The sequence below is a fragment of the Phycicoccus flavus genome (genome assembly GCF_004025965.2).
GTDB lineage: Bacteria > Actinomycetota > Actinomycetes > Actinomycetales > Dermatophilaceae > Phycicoccus > Phycicoccus flavus.
Genome location: NZ_SAYU02000053.1, coordinates 1 through 18977 on the forward strand (window position 1 = coordinate 1; position 18977 = coordinate 18977).

The following is an 18977-nucleotide window of genomic DNA, read 5'->3' on the forward strand; positions in this document are numbered from 1 at the left end:
CGGGCAGGACGGCCGGCAGCAGGCGCCGCACGAGGCCCCAGTCGGCGTCTCGGCGGTAGTGCCAGACCGCGACGAGGTCCCCGACGACGAGGACGGCGAGGATCGCGGCGGTCGACTGCTTCGCCGGCAGCACCGTGGCGAACAGGGCGACGGCGACGACCCCGAGCCCGCCGAGCGCGGTCTTGGAGTACCCGATGAGCAGCGCCGCGAGCCCGAGGAGGAGCAGGCCGAGGACGGTCCCGCCGAAGAGGCCGAGCACGGCCCGAGACTACGGGTCGGCGGGTCGGGCGCTCGCCCGGTCGCCGGGACGGCCACCTCGGCACCCGCCCACGGGGCGGGGCGGCTCGGTCAGCGGCTGCCGAAGTCCTGGGTCCAGTAGTACCCGTAGGTCGAGCGGCCCCGCGACAGCCCGACCCCGACGGCCTTGTTCCGGCAGTCGAGGATGTTGGCGCGGTGTCCGGGGCTGTTCATCCAGGCGGCGACGACGTCACGGGCCCGGCGCTGGCCGGCGGCGATGTTCTCGGCGCGGGGGTAGGCGTAGCCCTCGTTGCGCATCCGGTCCCAGGGCGTGCGGCCGTCGCGCGAGGTGTGGCTGAAGAAGTCGTAGGTCTTCATGCTCCAGCTGTGCTTGCGCGCCGCGGTCCGCAGGCGGGCGTCCGTGCGCAGGTTCGCGCAGCCGACCTTGCGCCGCTCGGCGTTGACGAACGTCACGACGTAGCCCTCGAGCTCGGCGTTGGTGTAGGCCGCGGCGGGCTGGGCGCTCACGAGACCGGCCGGGACGAGGACGGCGGCGGCGAGGGCGGCGCGCACCAGGAGGGCGCGGGGGGAGGACGGCACGGGGGGTCACCTCGGGGTGGGTCGGGACCGGCTCGGTCACGGGGTGCAGGGACGGGCCGCGCGCCGGGGCGGCGGGGTCGCGCGGCGCCGGGGCTCGCCGCGCGGGTCCCACGGTAGGCAGTCGCCGCGGGAGCCGCGCGCCGGGCCGGGCGGTCCTGGCCGAACGGACGAGACCGCCCGCGTCCGGGGGACGCGGGCGGTCTCGGGTGGTGCGGCGGCCGGGCGACGCGGGGGTCGCCGACGGCTCAGGCGCGGCGGGCGCGCTTCTTCTTGCGCCAGGCCTTCGTCAGCTCGAGCTTGACGATGTCGCGGCGGCGCCGGCCCTCGACCTTGTTCGGCAGCGAGAGCTCGACGACCTTCCAGTACACCGAGCCGGCCTGCTTCCACAGGCTGCCGGTGACGTAGGGCAGGTCGTGACGCTCCATGAGGTCGCGGATGCGCGGGGCGATCTCGGCGTACCGGTTGCTCGGCATGTCCGGGAAGAGGTGGTGCTCGATCTGGTGGCTGAGGTTGCCGGTCATCACGTGCATGGCCTTGGTGCCGCTGATGTTGCCGGACCCGAGCATCTGCCGCAGGTACCACTCGCCGCGGGTCTCGCCGTCGATCGAGGTCTTCTCGAAGGTCGCGATGCCGGGCGGGAAGTGGCCGCAGATGATGACGGTGTTCGTCCACACGTTGCGCACGAGGTTGGCGACGAGGTTGGCGGTCAGCGTCGTGCGGGCCGAGCCGGTGACGGCGGCCAGGGCCGGGTGGACGACGTAGTCGCGCGTGGCCTGCCGCTTGATCTTGGCGACGACCTCGTCGGCGTTGTTCTTGAACTCGGCCTTCTGCTCCTCGCTCATCCGGTCCTTCTTGGCCATGTACGCCCCGAGCTCGAGGTCGTAGGCGGCGATGGAGTACTCGAAGAGCAGGGCGTTGCCGACGTGCCAGATCGGCTGGAAGAGGTAGAAGGGCGTCCAGCGCTGGTCCTCGTCGACGCGCAGGATGCCGTAGCCGAGGTCGTTGTCGCGGCCGAGGACGTTGGTGAAGGTGTGGTGGATCTCGTTGTGCGAGTGCTTCCACTGGCTCGACGGGCTGGCGTTGTCCCACTCCCAGGCGGTCGAGTGGATCTTCGGGTCACGCATCCAGTCCCACTGGCCGTGCATGACGTTGTGGCCGATCTCCATGTTCTCGAGGATCTTGGCCACCGACAGGCCGGCGGTGCCGACCCACCACAGCGGCCGGACGCCCTTGACCTTGACGCCGCTGAACAGCAGCGCGGCGCGCGAGCCCATCTCGATGTAGCGCTGGGCCTTGATGACCTTGCGGATGTACGCGGCGTCGCGGGCGCCACGGGAGTCCATGACCTCGGCGCGCAGGGCGTCGAGCTCGCGGCCGATCCCCTCGATCTGCTCGGGGGTCAGGTGGGCGGCCGGGTTGGGGCGGCCGGACTTCTTCAGCGCCGGGCGCTGGGGGCGGGGTGCGTCGGACTCGACGCGCAGGCGCGGGTCGATGCCCTTGGCGGTGGTGGGGCGTTCGGGGGCGAGGGTCATTGGTGGTCCTTCCGTGGGACGTCGCGGGGTCGCGGTCGGCGACGGGTCAGAGGTCGATCTCGCAGGCGCCGGCGACGGCGTTGACGCAGGTCTGGACGGGGAGGGGCTCGTCGGACTCGTGGACGGTGACCTCCCCGGTGCGCAGGTCGCGGATGGCGCCGGAGCGCATCGGGACCACGCAGCCGAAGCAGATGCCCATCCGGCAGCCGCTCGGCATGACGACGCCGGACTCCTCGCCAGCGTCGAGGATGGCCGTGGAGCCGTCGGCGTCGACGACCCGGCCGGTGCGGGCGAAGGTGACGGTGCCGCCCTCGCCGGGCTCGACGACGCTCGGGCGGAACCGCTCGACGTGCAGCCGGTCGGGGACGCCGGCGTTGGCCCAGTGCTTCTCGGCGGCGTCGAGCAGGGGCGTCGGGCCGCAGAGCCAGGTCTCGCGCTCGCGCCAGTCGGGGACCATCCCGTCGAGCCGGGCGAGGTCGAGGACGCCGTGGACGTCGTCGAGGTTGAGGGTGAGCGCGATCCGGCCGCTGTCGTGGTGGCCGGTGAGCTCGTGGCGGAAGATCACGTCGCCCTCGGTGGGGGCGCAGTGGACGTGGGCGACGTCGGTGAGCTCGGGCAGGTGGTTGCGCAGCATGCCCATGACCGGCGTGATGCCGCTGCCGGCGGTGAGGAAGAGCACCTTGGCCGGGGCGGGCGAGGTGAGGGTGAAGTCGCCGGTGGCCTGGTCGAGCATGACCAGCGTGCCGGGGGCGGCGTGCCGCACGAGGTGGCTGCTCACCTTGCCGTCCGGGATGGCCTTGGTCGTGATGGCGATGCACCCGGCCGGGATGCCGGCGGCGGGCGAGCCGTCGGCTCGGTGGGTGAGGCTGTAGGCGCGCCAGTGCCGGACCCCGTCGATCTCGATGCCGATGCGGATGTACTGGCCGGGCACGTGGCCCCGCCAGCCGCGACCGGGACGGATGACGACGGTGGCGGCGTCGGCGGTCTCGGGCCGGACCTCGACGATGCGGCCGCGCAGGTCGGCGCCGGCGCGCATCGGGTCGAACAGGTCGAGGTAGTCGGCCGGGACGAGCGGGGTGGCCAGGGCCTCGGCGACCTTGCGGGCGCCGCGGGCCAGACCGCCGAGCGGTCCGGGAGCGTGCGCGCCGAGGCGGGGCCGGGTGGCGCCCCGGTCGGGGGTCGCTCGGTCGATGCTCGGTGCCGTCATGCACCCAAGAGTAACCTACGTTCGCGTAGGTTACGACACCGTAGGTTGTCTTCTCAGGAAGCGATCGGGGTGCCCGGGGCGGGGACCCGAGGCCGGGTCCGGTGACGGGCGGACGACACGGTGGCCCTGTCAGGTGGCCTGAGGGGGTGGACACGCCGGGGGCGCGCCCCGCGTGTCGTCGGCTCGTGGCGGACAGGGGTCAGTGGTCGCCGGCCGGGTGTGCGGCGTTCGGGGCGACGGGGCGGACGACACGTTGGCCCTGTCTGCTGGCCTGAGGGGGTGGACACGCCGGCGGCGCGTCGGGCGTGTCGTCGGCTCGTGGCGGGCAGGGGCCTGTGGTCGCCGGCCGGGTGCGCGGCGTTCGGGCGACGGGGGGACGACACGTTGGCCCTGTCTGGGGGCCGGAGACGCCGACACGCCGGGGGCGCGTCGGGCGTGTCGTCGGTTCGTGGCGGCAGGGTGAGGTGGCGCGCGGCGGGAGGCACAGGTGCGGCGTGGCGGGCAGGGGCCAGTGGTCGCTGGCCGGGTGCGCGGCGTTCGGGCGACGGGCGGACGACACGTTGGCCCTGTCTGGTGGCCTGGAGGGGTGGACACGCCGGGGGCGCGTCGGGCGTGTCGTCGGGCGGGTGTGCGGCGTTCGGGCCGACGAGCGGACGACACGTTGGCTCGGTCTGGTGGTTTGACGGGGTGGACACGCCGGGGGCGCGCCCGGCGTGTCGTCGGCTCGTGGCGGGAGGGTCAGGTGGCGCGCGGCGGGAGGTACAGGTGCGGCGTGGCGGGCAGGGTTAGCGGTCGACGGCCGGGTGAGCGGCGTTCGGGCGACGGGCGGACGACACGTTGGCTCGGTCTAGTGGCCTGAGGGGGCGGACACGCCGGGGGCGCGCCCGGCGTGTCGTCGGCTCGTGGCGGGCAGGGGCCAGTGGTCGCCGGCCGGGTGCGCGGCGTTCGGGCCACGGGCGGACGACACGTTGGCTTGGTCTGGTGGCCTGAGAGGGCGGACACGCCGGGAGCGCGCCCGGCGTGTCGTCGGCTCGTGGCGGGAGGTCAGGTGGCGCGGGGCGGGAGGTCAGGTGGCGCGCGGCGGGAGGTCAGGTGGCGCGGGGCGGGAGGGTCAGGGGGCGCGGGGCGGGAGGTACAGGTGGGGAGTGCGGCGGGAGGGTCGGGTGCGGCGGGGTGGGGAGGGGTCAGTGGTCGCCGGCCATGAGGCGGCCGATCTCGGTGCGGTCGGCGTCGGCGGCGTCCATCTCGGCGACGACGGCGCCGCCGTGGACGACGGCGATGCGGTCCGACAGCGAGAGGATCTCGTCGAGCTCGGCGGACACGAGCAGCACCGCGGCGCCGGCGTCGCGGGCCTCGACGATCCGCCGGTGGATGAACTCGATCGAGCCGACGTCGACCCCGCGGGTCGGCTGGGCGGCCATGAGCAGCGTCGGCTCGAAGGACATCTCGCGGGCGACGACGACCTTCTGCTTGTTGCCGCCGGAGAGGGACCCGGCCGTCTGCATGACGCCGGAGGAGCGGATGTCGAACTCCTCGCGCAGCCGCTCGGCGTTCGCGCGGATGGCGTCGAACTGCCGCACGCCGCTCTTGCTGTACGGCGCCTGGTCGAACTCGTTGAGGACGAGGTTGTCGGCGATGGAGTACGTTCCGACGATGCCGTGCTTCTCGCGGTCCTCCGGGATGTGGCCGACGCCCGCGTGGTGGGTCCGGTACGGGTCGGCGGTCGTGAGGTCGAGGTCCTTGAGCCGCATCCGCCCCGAGCCGACCTTGCGCATCCCGGCCAGGGCCTCGACGAGCTCGCGCTGGCCGTTGCCCTCGACCCCGGCGACGCCGACGATCTCACCGGCCCGGACGGTGAGGCTCAGCCCGTCGACGGCCGCGAGCCCGCGGTCGTCGCTGACGTGCAGGTCCTCGATCTCCAGGACGGTGTCGCCGGGGGTCGCGGCGGTCTTGTCGATGGACAGGACGACCTCGCGACCGACCATCATCGTCGCCAGCCGGGTCGCGTCGGTGTCCTTCGTCGCGACCTCGCCGACGACCTCGCCCTGGCGCAGCACGTACACCCGGTCGGAGACGGCGAGCACCTCGCGCAGCTTGTGCGTGATGAAGACGATCGAGGTCCCCGAGTTGGCGAGCTCGCGCATGACTCCGAGCAGCTCGTCGGTCTCCTGCGGGGTGAGCACGGCGGTGGGCTCGTCGAGGATGAGCAGGTCGACCCGCCGCGAGAGGGCTTTGAGGATCTCGACGCGCTGCTGGGTGCCGACCGGAAGGTCCTCGACCTCGGCGTCCGGGTCGACGGCCAGGCGGTGCTTCTCGGACAGCTCGCGGACCATACGCCGGGCGGAGTCGAGGTCGAGCAGCCCGCCGCGGACCGACTCGTGGCCGAGCATGACGTTCTCGGCGACGGTCATCACCGGGACGAGCTGGAAGTGCTGGTGGACCATCCCGACCCCGCGGGCGATGGCGTCGCGCGGGTCCTTGATGCGGCGCTCGTCGCCCTTGATCGACACCGTGCCGGAGTCGGGGGTGATGAGCCCGAAGATCTGGTTGACCAGCGTCGACTTGCCGGCGCCGTTCTCCCCGAGGAGGGCGACGATCTCGCCGCGGCGGACGTCGAGGCTGATGTCCCGGTTGGCGTGCACCGACCCGAAGCTCTTCGTGAGACCGCGGATGTCGAGCAGCACCTCGCCGACGACACCCTCGCCGAACCCGGACTGCTCGGGCGGCAGCTCGAGCGCGGCGTCGGTGGTGGCGATGGCCTCCAGGTGCTCGCGCGAGGTGTCGTCGTGGCCCGCCGGGTGCGGCGTGCCCTCCGTCTCGGGACGCTCGGCGCCGGACGAGGTCGGTCCGCTCGTGGGCTCGCTCATCACTGGTCCTTCTTCACGTAGGGCTGCCCGACCGCCCCCGGGGCGCGCACCCGCCCGGCGGCGACGGCCAGGACGACGAGCGTGGCGACGTAGGGCAGGGTCCCGGTGAGCTGCGGCGGGACGGCGAAGCCGCCGGTCTGCTGCAGCTGGGAGGCGACGGCGCTGATGAAACCGAAGAACAGGGCCATCGAGAAGGCCCGCAGCGGCCGCCACATGCCCATGATCATGATGGCCAGCGCGAGGAAGCCGCGGCCGGCGGTCATGCTCCGCTCGAAGGTGCTCGAGGCGTCCATCGACAGGTAGACCCCGGCCAGCCCGGCGAGCGACCCGGCGAGGGTGACGTTGATGATGCGCAGCCGCTCGACGTCGATGCCGGCGGTGTCGGCGGCCGAGGGGTACTCCCCGACCGCGCGGGTGCGCAGCCCCCAGCGGGTGCGGAACAGGCCGACGTGGACGAGCAGCGCGGCGACGATGGCGAACAGCGCGATGGCGCTCTCGCCGGTGAAGAAGACGTCACCGATGAGCGGGATGCTCGACAGGCCCGGCACCGTGAGGTTGGGGATGACGCCCGGGAGGATCTGGCCCGGCGTGTAGTAGAAGGACGTGATGCCGGTGGCGACGATGTTGAGGACGACGCCGGCGATGATCTGGTCCATCCGCCAGCGCACGGTCGTCCAGGCCAGGAAGGCGCCGGCGACGAGGCCGCTGCCGACGCCGGCGAGGACCCCGGCGAGCATCGACCCGCTGTACGCGGCGACGAAGAAGCCGGCGAACGCGGCGATGAGCATCTGCCCCTCGATGCCGATGTTCACCACGCCGGAGCGCTCGCCGATGACCCCGACGAGCGAGGCGAGCACGAGCGGGATGGCGTAGCCCCAGGCCGAGACGTACATCGAGGGGGCGATGTCGTTCTTCGCGTAGTAGAAGACGTAGGCCGCGACGACGACGACGGCCGCGATGACCAGCGTCGTGCGGTTCTTGGCGATCCAGGTCTGCACGTCAGCTCCCCCAGCTCGTCGTGGCGACACTCGCCTTGTCGGCGCGGCTGCGGAAGATCCACCGGCCGAGGACGGGGATGGAGACCATGAGGAGGATGATCGCCAGCAGGAGGTCGACGATCTCCGGCGTGATGCCGGTGGGCAGGGTCGGGGTCTGCGTCGCGAACTGCAGCCCGGCGGCGCCGGTGCGCAGCATCCCGACGAGGAACGCCGCCGGGATCGTCGCCAGCGGGTTGGCCCGGGCGAGCAGCGCGATCGTGATGCCGTCGAAGCCCAGGGTGCCGACGATGGCGGGCTCGAACTGGTGCAGCGTGCCCTCGGCCTCGAGCGCGCCGCCGAGGCCGGCCAGCCCGGCGCCGAGCGCCATCGACAGCACGACGACCCGGTTGATGGGGATGCCCGCGTAGCCGGCGGCGCTCTTGTTGGCCCCGACGGTGTTGAAGCGGAAGCCGAGGCTGGTCCGCGAGAGCATCCACCAGCAGGCGACGGCGAGGACGACGGCCACCGCGAAGCCGACCGGCACGCCGGCGACGGCGCTCAGCTGGGCGGCCTCGGGGATCGTCTCGGTCTTGGGGATGCCGCTGGTCTTGGACGACTCCGCCTGGAGCGGCCCGACGACGAGCCAGAAGGTGACGCCCGCGACGATGTAGTTGAGCATGATCGTCGAGATGACCTCGTGGACGCCGCGGTAGGCCTTGAGGACACCGACGAGGATGCCGACGAGGGCGCCGAAGACGAGCCCGGCGACCATCCCGAGGAGGGCGCCGAGGAAGCCGGCACCGCCCGCGACGTAGGCCACCCAGGCGCCGAAGATGGCGCCCATCGCGAACTGGCCCTGGCCCCCGATGTTGAACAGGCCCACGCGCAGGGGCAGCACGACGGCGAGCCCGGTGAGGACGAGCGGGGCGGTCTTCTGCAGCGTGCGGGTGAAGCCACCGGGGGTGACGAGCGCCTCCCGCACGAGGGTCTCGTAGGCGTACCAGGGGTTGACGCCCTGGTAGCGGATGAGCGCGGCGCCGACGAGCAGGGAGATGACGAGCGCGACGACGATGACGACGCCGCTCTGGTGGCCGATGAGGTAGGCGAGCAGCCCGCCGCGGTCACGCGGCTCGTCGGGCCCGGGGTCCGTGGGCGGCGCGGCCGGGTCCGTCGTCGTGGTGTCGGACATGGGTCTCCAGGTGTCTCTCGGGTGCCCACAGTGTGGCGGGTGCCCGCGGCCGGGCGGAAGGAGGCGGCTGCTGGCTCGACACGCACCCTATGGGCACGAGTTGACAGTGCCTCGGCGGGGTCGGCGCCCCGACGTGCCGCCCCCCGGGAAGGGGCGGACGTGCCGAGGGGGCGGGCATCCCGGGCCGGATGCCCGCCCCCTCGGGCGGTGCGTCACACGGGGCGACGCGGGCCGCGCGTCAGAGCGTGACGTCGGTCTTCAGCGAGCCGTCCTGCAGCTGCTTGACGACGTCGTCGACCTTGGTCTTCACGTCGTCCGGGATCTTGCTGTCGAAGTCGTGGTACGGCGCGAGGCCGGCCTCGCCGACGGTCTGGACGCCCTCGAACTCACCGTCCTTGGCCTGCGTGATGGTGTCGGTGACGCCCTTGGTGATGAGCTTGGTCGCCGAGGTGATGAGGCACGGCTGGGCGGCGGGGACGGTGTCCCACTGGTCGGTGTCGACGCCGATGCAGTACGTGTCGGTGCCGGCGCCCTTGGACTTGGCGACCTCCTGGAGCGCACCGTTGCCGGTGTTGCCGCCCGCGCCGAAGATGATGTCGGCGCCCTGGGAGAGCTGGGTCTTGGCCTGGCCCGCGCCCCACACCGGGTCGTTGAACGCGTTGTCGCCGGCGGGGTGGTACACGGTCTTGACCGAGACCTCGGGGTTCGCGGCCTTGGCGCCGTTCTCGAAGCCCTTGGCGAACTTCTGCACCGGCGGGATCTCGAGGCCGAGGACCTGGCCGAGCTTGTTCGTCTTGGTCATCAGGCCCGCGAGGTAGCCGGCGGAGTAGCCCGCCTGGTCCTCGGGGAAGACGAGCCCGGTGAGGTTGGTCTCGCTCGTGCCCTCGGGGTAGCCCTGGTCGACACCGATGAACTTGGTGTCGGGGGAGCCCTTGGCGGCCTCGACGGTGGCGTCGGTCATGAGGAAGCCCACGGTGACGACGACGTCGTACTTCTTGTTCGTGAACTGCTGCATGTTCGCCGCGTAGTCCTTGGCGTCCTGCGTCTCGATGTACTTGTAGTAGCCCTCGAGGTCGGCGGCCGCGGCCTTGGCGCCCTCGTGGGCGGACTGGTTGAACGACTTGTCGTCGACCTTGCCGGTGTCGGTGACGAGCCCGATGCAGAAGACCGCCTCGTCGGCGCAGTTGGAGTCGTCGGTGGGGGCACCCGAGTCGGCCGAGCCGGACGCGGAGCTGTCGGTGCCGCCCCCGCTCCCGGAACCGGTGCTGCCACCGCAGCCCGCGAGGGCCAGGGCGAGCGCCGCGGGCACCGCGACGAGGTAACGCGTGGACTTCATGTGGGGGTCTCCTCGGGAGGACGTCGGGTCAGACCCGCAGACTCTAAGCCCTCGACCGGGCCGCCCTGAACACCCGACAGGGGTCGTAACGCAGCCGTTACCCGCGGGTCACCGCCGGTCACCAGCCGGGAGCCGCGGACCACCCGGCGTCGACGGTGACCGTGGTGCCGGTGATACCGGAGGCACCTCGTGAGGCGAGGAACGTCACGGTGGCCGCGACCTCCTCGGGGGTGACGGGCCGGCCGAGGGCGGCGGCGGCGCGGAAGCGCGACACGCCGTCCGGCCAGTCCCGCGCGAGCCCCGGGCGGTCGACGAGGCCGGGGGCGACCCCGACGACCCGCACCCCGCGCGGTCCGAGGGCGTGCGCGGCCGCGCCGACGAGGTGGTGCACGGCGGCCTTGCTGACGGCGTAGGGGGCGTGGCCCGGCATCGCCCGGAGGCCCTCGATGGACCCGACGAGGACGACGACGCCGCCGCCGGTCGCGGCCATCCGCTCGGCGGCCGCGTGGAGGAGGACGGCGGTCGGCAGCAGCCCGCCGGAGAGGTAGGCGTCCCAGGCCGCGGTGTCGAGGTCCTCCCACGCCACCAGGTGCTGGGGGAAGGCGCTGAGGACGACGACGTCGGGCGGGGCGAGGGCGGCGGCGCAGCGGTCGAGCAGGTCGGCGCACGCGGCGTCGAGCCCGGCGGGGTCGTCCAGGGGGACGTCGAGGTCGGCGTGCAGGGCGGCGGCGCGGCGGCCGGCGGCCTCGACGTCGCGGACGGTGGCCGCGGCACCGGCGGCGTCGGTGCGGTGGTGGACCCCGACGTCGTGCCCGCCCGCGGCCAGGGAGAGCGCGAGCGCGCGGCCGAGGCCTCCGCTGGCGCCGGTGACGAGCGCGGTCACCGGCGGACCGGCGTCACTGCATCCGCCCGACGGGCTGCTCGCGGGTGAGCGTCGTGATCTCGGTCGTGAACTGCGGGTACTCGGCGACGAGGGCCGCCCGCTCGCCGAGCTCGAAGTGCTCGGGCCGGAAGGCCGGCGCGCACCAGCACGACAGGAGCGTCCAGTAGCCGAGGGTCGTCGCGCCCATCCACGTGTTGCGGCGGACGAGGACCTGGGCGTGCTGCTCGCCGACGTAGTTGAGGACCCCGGACCCGCCCGGCCGCAGCCGCAGCAGGGCCGCCGGGGCGCCGCCGAGCCACTGCCAGCCCTCGTCGATCGCGAGGCGGTGCATGGCCGAGAAGCCGTCGGGACGGTTGGTGAGCAGGACGGTGATGGCGTTGAGGCCCTGGGTGCGCGGCCCGGCGACGTACCAGGCGCCCTCCTCGGGGATGGGGACCATGCCGAGCCGGTCGATGACCTCCTCGGCGCTCTCGTCCGGCGGGTCGACCCGCGGGATGTCGGGGAGCTCGCTCATGCCGGGCCCTCCTGCGCCGCCGGTGCGGCGGGACGGTCCGCCTCGGCGCGGGCGGCCTCGGCGCGGGCGGCCTCCCGGGCCGCCTCGCGCGCGATGGCGCCCCGGGAGCGGGCGCGGGCCAGGAGGTCGGCGGTGTCGACCCGGGTGCTCCTCCCGTCCCGGACGACGACCTCGCCGTCGACGAGGACGTCGGTGACGTCGGCCCGGCCGGCGGCGAAGACGAGCAGGGCGGCGACGTCGTGGACCGGGGTGAGGTGCGGCCGGTCGAGGTCGAGCAGGACGAGGTCGGCGCGCTTGCCGGGCTCGACCGACCCGATCTCGCCGCCGAGCCCCAGGGCCCGGGCGCCGTCGACGGTGCCGGCCCGCAGCACGTCGTGGGCGCTCGCGACGTCCGGACGGCCGCCGGTGAGCCGGGCCAGGAGCGCGGCCTGGCGCATCGCCTGCCACATGTCGAGGTCGTTGCTGCTGGAGCAGCCGTCGGTGCCGAGCCCGAGGCGGACCCCGCTGCGGCGCACGTCCTCCCAGGGCAGCGCCCCGCTGGCCAGCTTGAGGTTCGACCCCGGGCAGTGGGCGACGGCCGCCCCGGCGCCGACGAGCAGCTCGAGGTCCTCCGGGCCCAGGTGCACGCCGTGGCCGGCGACGAACGGCACCCGGCCGTCGAGCCAGCCCGCGCCGGCGAGCACCTCGGTGGGGCTGGCGCCGTGGCGGCGACGCACGTCGTCGTTCTCGAACGCGTTCTCGGACACGTGCGTCGTGAGCAGCGGGCGTGGCGCGTCGGACGCCTCGCCGGTGGGGTCGGCGACCAGCTCCTGGAGCAGCGTCGCGACGTCGGCGAGGTGCTCGGGCGAGCAGGTGTAGGTCGCGTGCGGCATGGCGGCCAGCGGCACGGTCGGCCCGCCGATGGCGGCCAGCCCGCGGCGCCAGTCGCGCATGAGGTCCAGGCGCTGCTGCCACTCCAGGCCGTCCGGGCCGGGGCCGTCCATGAACACCGGGCCGATGACGTGCCGGCTGCCGGCCGCGACCGCGCCGCGGTGCGCGGCCTCGTGGTGGAAGTACATGTCGAGCTGGGTCGTGCAGCCGCCGAGCAGCGACTCCAGCGCCCCGAGCGTGGCGCCGAGCTCGACGGTGTCCTCGTCCATCACCGCGCCCTCGGCCGCCCAGACCCGGGTGAGGAAGCCCTGGAGGTCGACGTCCTCGGCCAGGCCGCGCAGCAGCGTCATGGGCAGGTGCGTGTGCAGGTTCACGAGCCCCGGCATGACCAGCCGCCCGGTGGCGTCGACCACCTCGTCGCCGTCGACCGGGCCGTCGGCGGCGGGACGCAGCTCGGTGACCGTGCCGTCCTCGACGACGACGGTCGTGTCGGGGTGGACGGTGTCGGCGTCGTCGACGGTGACGACGTACGCGGCGTTCTGCAGGACGAGCCGGGTCACGGCAGGGCCTCCTCGGCGGGCGCGGCGTGGTCGGGGGCGGTGACGTCGCCGGCCTCGTCGTCGGCGGCGCGGGTGCGGACGAGAGTGCCGAGGACCTCGAGCACGGCGGCGCGGCTGCGGGCGAGGACCTCCTCGATGTCGGCCATCGTGATGGGGGTGTCGCCGACGCCGGTGGCGGGGTTGACGACGAGCGAGACGGCGGCGTAGCGCAGCCCGGCCTCCCGGGCCAGGGTCACCTCGGGGACGCCGGTCATGCCCGCCACCGTGCCGCCGGCGAGGCGGGCCAGGCGGATCTCGGCGGCGGTCTCGAAGCGGGGCCCCTCGAAGCAGGCGTAGACGCCGCCGTCGACCATCGGGTGCCCGGCGGCCGCCGCGGCGGCCAGGATCTCGGCGCGCAGCGCGGGGTCGTAGGGGTCGGAGACGTCGGTGTGCACGACGCCCTCGGGCCCCGAGCCGTCGAAGAAGGTCAGCGGGCGCTGCCGGGTGAGGTCGAGGAAGTCGTCGACGCAGACGAGGTCGCCGGGGGAGAGGGCCTCGTCGATCGACCCCGTGACGTTGACGGCGAGGACGTCGCGGCAGCCGAGGTCGGCGAGGGCGCGGATGTTCGCCCGGTAGCCGACGCGGTGCGGCGGCACCGAGTGGCCGGCGCCGTGGCGGGTGAGGAAGGCGACGGGCAGCCCGTGCCAGGTGCCGCGGACGACCCGGGCCTGCCCCCACGCCGTGTCCAGGGTCTGCTCGACCGGGTCCGCCAGCGCCTCGAGGTCGTAGAACCCGGTGCCGGCGACGACGGCGAGCGGCGGACGGGTCATGAGCGGCCACGCTACCGGCCGTCACGGGGCGCGGCGACGCGGACCGCCCCACCCGCTGGCAGGATTCGCGTCATGACGCAGGTGGCGCTCGCGGCGACCGGGACGGTGTCCCTGGCGGCCGGCCGGACCGTGGCGCGCGCGGGCGGCACCGCGGTCGACGTCGCCGTCGCCGCGGCGCTGGCCGCGATGGCCACCGAGCCCGGCATCGTCTCGCTCGGCGGCGGTGCCTACGTCTCGGTGTGGCCGGCGGACGGCGAGCCGGTGGTGCTCGACGGCAACGTCGAGATGCCGGGGCGGGGGCTGCCGCGCGAGGCCTTCGGGCGCGGGGTGCGCGAGGTCCACACCGACTACGGCGGCGGCGTGACGATGTTCGCCGGGCACGGGTCCGTGGCGACCCCGGGGGCCGCGCCGGCCTGCGCGGAGGCGGTCGCGGGCTTCGGCACGGCGTCGTGGGCGGACGTGTGCGCCCCGGCGGCGGCGGCCTGCCGCGAGGGCTACCCGGTGAACGGGGCGGCGGCGCGCTACCTCGGCTTCGTCGCCGACCCGCTGTTCGGCGCCGACCCCGAGGCGTACGCCCTGGTCACCCGGCCGGACGGGTCGGCGCCGGCCGTCGGGGAGATCGTGACCAACGGCGCGCTGGCCGACGTCCTGGACCAGCTGGGCCGCGAGGGGCCCGCGCTGCTCACGACCGGCGAGGTCGGCCGGGCCATGGTCGCCGACATGGCGGCCCGGGACGGGCTCGTGACGGCGGCCGACCTCGAGGCGTACGCGCCGGTGCGGCGCACGCCGCTGCGTCGCACCGCCGGGGACTGGGACCTCGCCATCAACCCGCCGCCGTCGGTGGGCGGGCCGATGCTCGCGGTGATGCTCGGGGAGCTGGCGCGGGTCGGGCGCTGGTCCTGGGCCGACGTCGTCCGCGTCCAGGAGGCCGTCCTGCGCTACCGGGTGGAGGTGCACGACACCGCCCGCGACCTCGACGCCGCCGGGCACGCCCTGCTCGCGGGGGTCGACCGGCACGGCCTGGCGGGGCTGCCCTCGTCGTCCTCGACGGCGAACGTGTCCGCGGTCGACTCCTCCGGGACGGCCTGTGCGATCACGATGTCCGCGGGCTACGGGGCGGGGGTGACGGTGCCGGGGACGGGGATGCTGCTGAACAACGGTCTCGGGGAGCCCGAGCTCAACCGGCTCGGGCTGCACGCGCTCGCGCCGGGGACGCGGCTGGCCTCGAACATGGCGCCGACGACGGGGCGGACGGCCGACGGGCGGGCGCTGGCCGTCGGGTCGCCCGGGGCGGACCGGATCACGACCGCGCTCATGCAGGTACTCGGTCAGGGTTGCCTCCAGGGCGCCGAGCTGCGGGCCGCGATCGAAGCGCCCCGGCTGCACGTCCGCTTCGCGGGGTCGGCCGGCGGGTTCGTCCCGGTCGTCGAGCACGAGTCCGACGAGGCGATCGCCGCGGCGGTGGCGCGGTCCGGGCTCGACCACCACGACCACGGCGAGCTGTCGATGTACTTCGGCGGCGTCGGGGCCGCCTACCGGCGCGAGGACGGCCGGCTCGTCGCGGCGGGCGACCCCCGGCGCGAGGCCGCGGTCGACGTCGTCCCCTGAGCGGCCCCGGTCCTCCCCTGCGGTCAGCGGGTGGCGCCGGTGACCATCCAGCGCTCGGTGCGCACCCGCAGCAGCATGAGCGTCCCGCGCACGCCCATGAAGACGGTGAACGCGAGCCAGAGCCAGATGACCGCGTCGTTGACCCCCTTCTGGGTCCCGCCCTGCAGCAGCCAGTCCCCGAGCAGGTGCACCCCGAGCACGACGGGCAGGTAGGCGAGCAGCGTCGCGACCATCGCCCGGGCGAGCCACGGGCCGTCGCCGGCGCCGATGAGCACGCCGTCGACGACGAAGACGAACCCCGAGAGCGGCTGGGACAGGGCGACGACGACGAGGGCCGCGGCGATGGCGGTGGCGACGCGGGCGTCGGTGGTGAAGAGGGCCCCGACGAAGGGGCGGACGGCGAGGACGACGAGGCCGAGCACGATGCCGGCGAGCACGCCCCAGCGCAGCATGAGCCGGGTGGCGGCCCGCGTCGTCGCGAGGTCGCCGGCGCCGAGCGCGCGACCGGTGATGGCCTGCGCGGCGATCGCCACGGCGTCGAGGGCGAAGGTGAGGAAGGACCAGATCGTCGCCGTCACCTGGTAAGCGGCGAGCGGGACGTCGCCGAGGCCGGCCGCCACCCACGTCGTGAGGACGAGGACGGCGCGCAGCGCGAGGGTGCGCACGAGCAGCGGCACCCCGCCCCGGGCGGCGGCGAGCACCCGGCCGGGGTGCGCGCGCAGGGTCACCTGCGACCGGGTGGCCGCGCGGACGAGGACGGCGCCGAGCCCGAGGGCCATTCCGGTCTGGGCGATGACCGTGCCCCAGGCGGACCCGGCGATGCCCCAGCCGAGGCCGTGGACGAACCACAGGCTGAGGCCCGCGTTGGCCGAGAACCCGACGACGGCGGCGACGAGCGGGGTGCGGGTGTCCTGCAGGCCGCGCAGGACGCCGGTGGTGGCCAGGACGACGAGCATCCCGGGCAGGCCGAAGGCGGAGACCCGCAGGTAGACGGTGGCCTGCTCGAGCGCCGCCGCGGAGGCGCCGAAGAGCCCGGCGAGGTCGCGGGCGAAGACGGCGACGACGGCCGTGGTCACGAGGCCGAGTGCCACCGCGAGCCAGGCGCCGTCGATGCCCGCGGCGATGGCGCCCGAGCGCGAGCCCGCGCCGAGCTGGCGGGCGACGACGCTCGTCGTGCCGTAGGCGAGGAAGACGAAGACGTTGGCCGCGGTGAGCAGGACGGCGCTCGCGACGCCGAGCCCGGCGAGCGGCTGGACGCCGAGCCGGCCGACGATGGCGGAGTCGACGAGGAGGAAGAGCGGCTCGGCGACGAGGGCGAGGAAGGCGGGCCAGGCCAGGCGCAGGACCTCGCGGTGCTGCCCGGTCCTCGCCTGCTCCGTCACGGGCGACACTCTCGCACCCGGGCGGGGACGGCGGCGTCGGACACCCCGCCGCGCGAGGCGGTGGTCCCGGTGGCGGGTCCGCGGTGCGGCGCGACCGGGTGCCACGGGCCGCGGACGGTCCTACCGTGGAGCGCATGTGCCGCAACATCCGCCAGCTCCACAACTTCGAGCCGCCCGCGACGAGCGACGAGGTGCGCGCCGCCGCGCTGCAGTACGTCCGCAAGGTCAGCGGGTCCACCCGTCCGTCGCAGGCCAACGAGGAGTCGTTCGCGCAGGCCGTCGAGGAGGTCGCGCAGGCGACGCAGCGGCTGCTGGACTCGCTCGTCACGGCGGCGCCGCCGAAGGACCGCGAGGTCGAGGCGGCCAAGGCGAAGGCCCGCGCCGCCGAGCGCTACGGCCGCGCCGGCTGACCCGTCCCGCACGCCGGTCCGGAGGCGGTGGCACCGGACGACGAGGCGCGCCGGCCCTGGGGGCGCGGGGGTGCTCCGACCACCTGTCCGACCGGTCGGGGTCGCCGCCTCCCGGGCATCGTCGCAGGTGATCGGCGTGACGTCCGCGTCGCAGGTGTCGAGGACGTGTCGGCCGGGTGCCCACCGGACGTCGGGCGCCCCGGCCTCCCGCCGTTCGGCCGACACGCCGCCGCGCCGCCCTGTGGACACCGACACGCCCGAAACTTTCTCGCATGCACATGGCGTGGACGGCGTCGTCGCAGGTCAGCGGCCCGTCATGGCGTGGGTCACACCGATGTCCACAGGGTTACCCACCGACGGTGCACAACGTCACCGGGCGTTTTCCCCAGGTTGTCCACACCCTGTCCACACCTGGTCCGACGATGGCCCGGGTCCGGGCTTGGAGCGGCCGGTGGCCCGGACCTACGGTGACTCGGCGGACCCGGTCCCGGGCGCCGCACCATCGACCGGGTGTCGGTATCGGGTGGTTGGCTGACCCCGTCGGCCCGGGCGGGTCCGCGCACACCGGAGGCCTCGCGGCCGGGAGGGAGGACGTCGCAGTGTCGATCGCGGAGCTGAGCCCGTCGTTCCAGGGGTCCTCGGACCGGCCGAGCGACGAGCGCGTCCCCCCGCAGGACCTGCACGCGGAGCAGTCGGTGCTCGGCTCGATGCTCCTGGACAAGGACGCCATCGCCGACTGCCTCGAGGAGTGCAAGGCCCACGACTTCTACCGGCCGGCGCACGAGGCCATCTTCGACGCCGTCCTCGACCTCTTCGGGCGCGGCGAGCCCGCCGACGCCATCACCGTCGCCGACGAGCTCTCCAAGCGCGGCGACCTGGCCCGGGTCGGCGGCCAGGCGTACCTGCACCAGCTGATCCAGTCGGTCCCCACCGCGGCGAACGCCGGCTACTACGCCGAGATCGTCCACGAGCGGGCGGTGCTCCGGCGGCTCGTCGAGGCGGGCACCCGGATCGTCCAGATGGGGTACGCCCAGGGCGAGGGCGACATCGCCGACATCGTCAACCGGGCCCAGGCCGAGGTTTACGGCGTGGCCGAGCAGCGCGGCGGCGAGGATTACCACGTCCTCGGCGAGCTCCTCAACGAGACGATGGAGGAGATCGAGGCCGCGTCCGGGCGCACCGACGACCTCATCGGCGTCCCCACCGGCTTCATCGAGCTCGACGAGCTCACCCACGGCCTGCACCCGGGCCAGATGATCGTCGTCGCGGCGAGACCGGCCGTGGGCAAGTCCACGCTGGGGATCGACATCGTCCGGGCGGCCGCGATCAAGCACAACCTGGCGGCGGCGGTGTTCTCCCTCGAGATGAGCCGCACCGAGATCACGATGCGCATCCTGTCCGCCGAGGCGACCATCCAGCTCCAGGACCTGCGCCGCGGCCTGAAGAGCCAGGACCAGTGGACGAAGCTCGCCCGGATCATGGGCAAGATCTCGGACGCGCCGCTGTTCATCGACGACAGCCCGAACATGTCGCTCATGGAGATCCGGGCGAAGTGCCGGCGCCTCAAGCAGCAGCACGACCTCAAGCTCGTCGTCATCGACTACCTGCAGCTCATGACGTCCGGCAAGAAGGTCGAGTCGCGGCAGCAGGAGGTCGCGGAGTTCTCCCGGGCCCTGAAGCTGCTGGCGAAGGAGATCGAGGTCCCGGTCATCGCCATCAGCCAGCTGAACCGTGGCCCCGAGCAGCGCACCGACAAGCGGCCGCAGATGTCCGACCTGCGCGAGTCGGGCTCGATCGAGCAGGACGCCGACGTCGTCATCCTGCTGCACCGCGACCGCGGCGACGTCGAGCGCGAGGGCGAGGCCGACGTCATCGTCGCCAAGCACCGCAACGGCCCGACCAAGGACATCGTCCTCGCCTTCCAGGGCCACTACTCCCGCTTCAACAACATGGCCCGCGAGAGCGGCTTCTGAGCGACGACCGGTAGCGACGGTCA

16 protein-coding genes are annotated in these 18977 nt (G+C 74.1%); 3 read left to right on the forward strand and 13 right to left on the reverse strand.

All coding sequences use genetic code 11. The features are described from left to right. The 12 genes from EPD83_RS14530 to EPD83_RS14585 form a co-directional block, all read right to left on the reverse strand. The coding region (locus EPD83_RS14530) for a TSUP family transporter (protein WP_165566763.1) at positions 1-259 on the reverse strand (259 nt) is incomplete at its 3' end. A gap of 89 nt (positions 260-348) precedes the next feature. After that, entirely contained in the window at positions 349-837 is a 489-nt protein-coding gene (locus EPD83_RS14535) for a CAP domain-containing protein (RefSeq protein WP_128367692.1), read from the reverse strand. Between the two features lie 245 nt (positions 838-1082). Continuing rightward, the gene (locus EPD83_RS14540) at positions 1083-2369 is read right to left on the reverse strand and encodes a fatty acid desaturase family protein (protein ID WP_128367693.1); all 1287 of its coding nucleotides are present in this window, start codon (positions 2367-2369) and stop codon (positions 1083-1085) included. Between the two features lie 46 nt (positions 2370-2415). Then, positions 2416-3576 carry a ferredoxin reductase gene (locus EPD83_RS14545; protein WP_128367694.1) on the reverse strand — a complete coding sequence of 387 codons (1161 nt, stop codon included), beginning with the start codon at positions 3574-3576 and terminating at the stop codon, positions 2416-2418. 1184 nt (positions 3577-4760) lie between these two features. After that, positions 4761-6443, reverse strand: coding sequence for an ABC transporter ATP-binding protein (locus EPD83_RS14550; RefSeq protein ID WP_235950625.1), 1683 nt, complete (start codon positions 6441-6443; stop codon positions 4761-4763). Next, positions 6443-7441: an ABC transporter permease gene (locus tag EPD83_RS14555; RefSeq protein WP_128366113.1), complete on the reverse strand. Its 999-nt coding sequence runs from the start codon at positions 7439-7441 to the stop codon at positions 6443-6445. The genes EPD83_RS14550 and EPD83_RS14555 overlap by 1 nt, the downstream gene beginning before the upstream one ends. A 1-nt stretch (position 7442) precedes the next feature. Further along, positions 7443-8609 (reverse strand): ABC transporter permease, encoded by a 1167-nt coding sequence (locus tag EPD83_RS14560; RefSeq protein WP_128366112.1) that lies wholly within the window; start codon positions 8607-8609, stop codon positions 7443-7445. Between the two features lie 238 nt (positions 8610-8847). Next, positions 8848-9945, reverse strand: coding sequence for a BMP family ABC transporter substrate-binding protein (locus tag EPD83_RS14565; RefSeq protein WP_128366111.1), 1098 nt, complete (start codon positions 9943-9945; stop codon positions 8848-8850). A 118-nt stretch (positions 9946-10063) separates the two neighbouring features. After that, a complete protein-coding gene (locus EPD83_RS14570) occupies positions 10064-10828 on the reverse strand; it encodes an SDR family NAD(P)-dependent oxidoreductase (RefSeq protein WP_128366110.1) in 765 nt (254 codons plus the stop codon). Between the two features lie 13 nt (positions 10829-10841). Continuing rightward, positions 10842-11342, reverse strand: a complete 501-nt coding sequence (locus EPD83_RS14575; RefSeq protein WP_128366109.1) for a cupin domain-containing protein — start codon at positions 11340-11342, stop codon at positions 10842-10844. After that, the gene (locus EPD83_RS14580; RefSeq protein WP_128366108.1) at positions 11339-12772 is read right to left on the reverse strand and encodes an amidohydrolase family protein; all 1434 of its coding nucleotides are present in this window, start codon (positions 12770-12772) and stop codon (positions 11339-11341) included. The genes EPD83_RS14575 and EPD83_RS14580 overlap by 4 nt, the downstream gene beginning before the upstream one ends. Beyond that, a complete protein-coding gene (locus tag EPD83_RS14585; RefSeq protein ID WP_128366107.1) occupies positions 12769-13581 on the reverse strand; it encodes an S-methyl-5'-thioinosine phosphorylase in 813 nt (270 codons plus the stop codon). The genes EPD83_RS14580 and EPD83_RS14585 overlap by 4 nt, the downstream gene beginning before the upstream one ends. A gap of 72 nt (positions 13582-13653) precedes the next feature. On the opposite strand from EPD83_RS14585, the gene EPD83_RS14590 reads away from it, so the two are divergent. Then, on the forward strand, positions 13654-15189 hold the full coding sequence (locus tag EPD83_RS14590; protein ID WP_128366950.1) for a gamma-glutamyltransferase: 1536 nt from the start codon (positions 13654-13656) through the stop codon (positions 15187-15189). 23 nt (positions 15190-15212) lie between these two features. Here EPD83_RS14590 and EPD83_RS14595 read toward each other — a convergent pair whose 3' ends face one another. Beyond that, complete coding sequence (locus EPD83_RS14595) at positions 15213-16580, reverse strand: MATE family efflux transporter (protein ID WP_128366951.1); 1368 nt, start codon at positions 16578-16580, stop codon at positions 15213-15215. Between the two features lie 125 nt (positions 16581-16705). Here EPD83_RS14595 and EPD83_RS14600 point away from each other — a divergent pair, with 125 nt between their 5' ends. Together EPD83_RS14600 and dnaB are read left to right on the forward strand one after the other, a co-directional pair. Further along, positions 16706-16981, forward strand: coding sequence for a DUF2277 domain-containing protein (locus tag EPD83_RS14600; protein WP_128366952.1), 276 nt, complete (start codon positions 16706-16708; stop codon positions 16979-16981). 599 nt (positions 16982-17580) lie between these two features. Continuing rightward, entirely contained in the window at positions 17581-18954 is a 1374-nt protein-coding gene (gene dnaB / locus EPD83_RS14605; protein WP_165566764.1) for a replicative DNA helicase, read from the forward strand. Positions 18955-18977 lie beyond the last annotated feature (23 nt).

Coding starts and splice junctions, on each gene's coding strand:
- EPD83_RS14540 (WP_128367693.1), bottom strand. CDS start 2,369: ATGACCCTCGCCCCCGAACGCCCCACCACCGCCAAGGGCATCGACCCG.
- EPD83_RS14545 (WP_128367694.1), bottom strand. CDS start 3,576: ATGACGGCACCGAGCATCGACCGAGCGACCCCCGACCGGGGCGCCACC.
- EPD83_RS14550 (WP_235950625.1), bottom strand. CDS start 6,443: ATGAGCGAGCCCACGAGCGGACCGACCTCGTCCGGCGCCGAGCGTCCC.
- EPD83_RS14560 (WP_128366112.1), bottom strand. CDS start 8,609: ATGTCCGACACCACGACGACGGACCCGGCCGCGCCGCCCACGGACCCC.
- EPD83_RS14565 (WP_128366111.1), bottom strand. CDS start 9,945: ATGAAGTCCACGCGTTACCTCGTCGCGGTGCCCGCGGCGCTCGCCCTG.
- EPD83_RS14575 (WP_128366109.1), bottom strand. CDS start 11,342: ATGAGCGAGCTCCCCGACATCCCGCGGGTCGACCCGCCGGACGAGAGC.
- EPD83_RS14585 (WP_128366107.1), bottom strand. CDS start 13,581: ATGACCCGTCCGCCGCTCGCCGTCGTCGCCGGCACCGGGTTCTACGAC.
- EPD83_RS14590 (WP_128366950.1), top strand. CDS start 13,654: ATGACGCAGGTGGCGCTCGCGGCGACCGGGACGGTGTCCCTGGCGGCC.
- EPD83_RS14600 (WP_128366952.1), top strand. CDS start 16,706: ATGTGCCGCAACATCCGCCAGCTCCACAACTTCGAGCCGCCCGCGACG.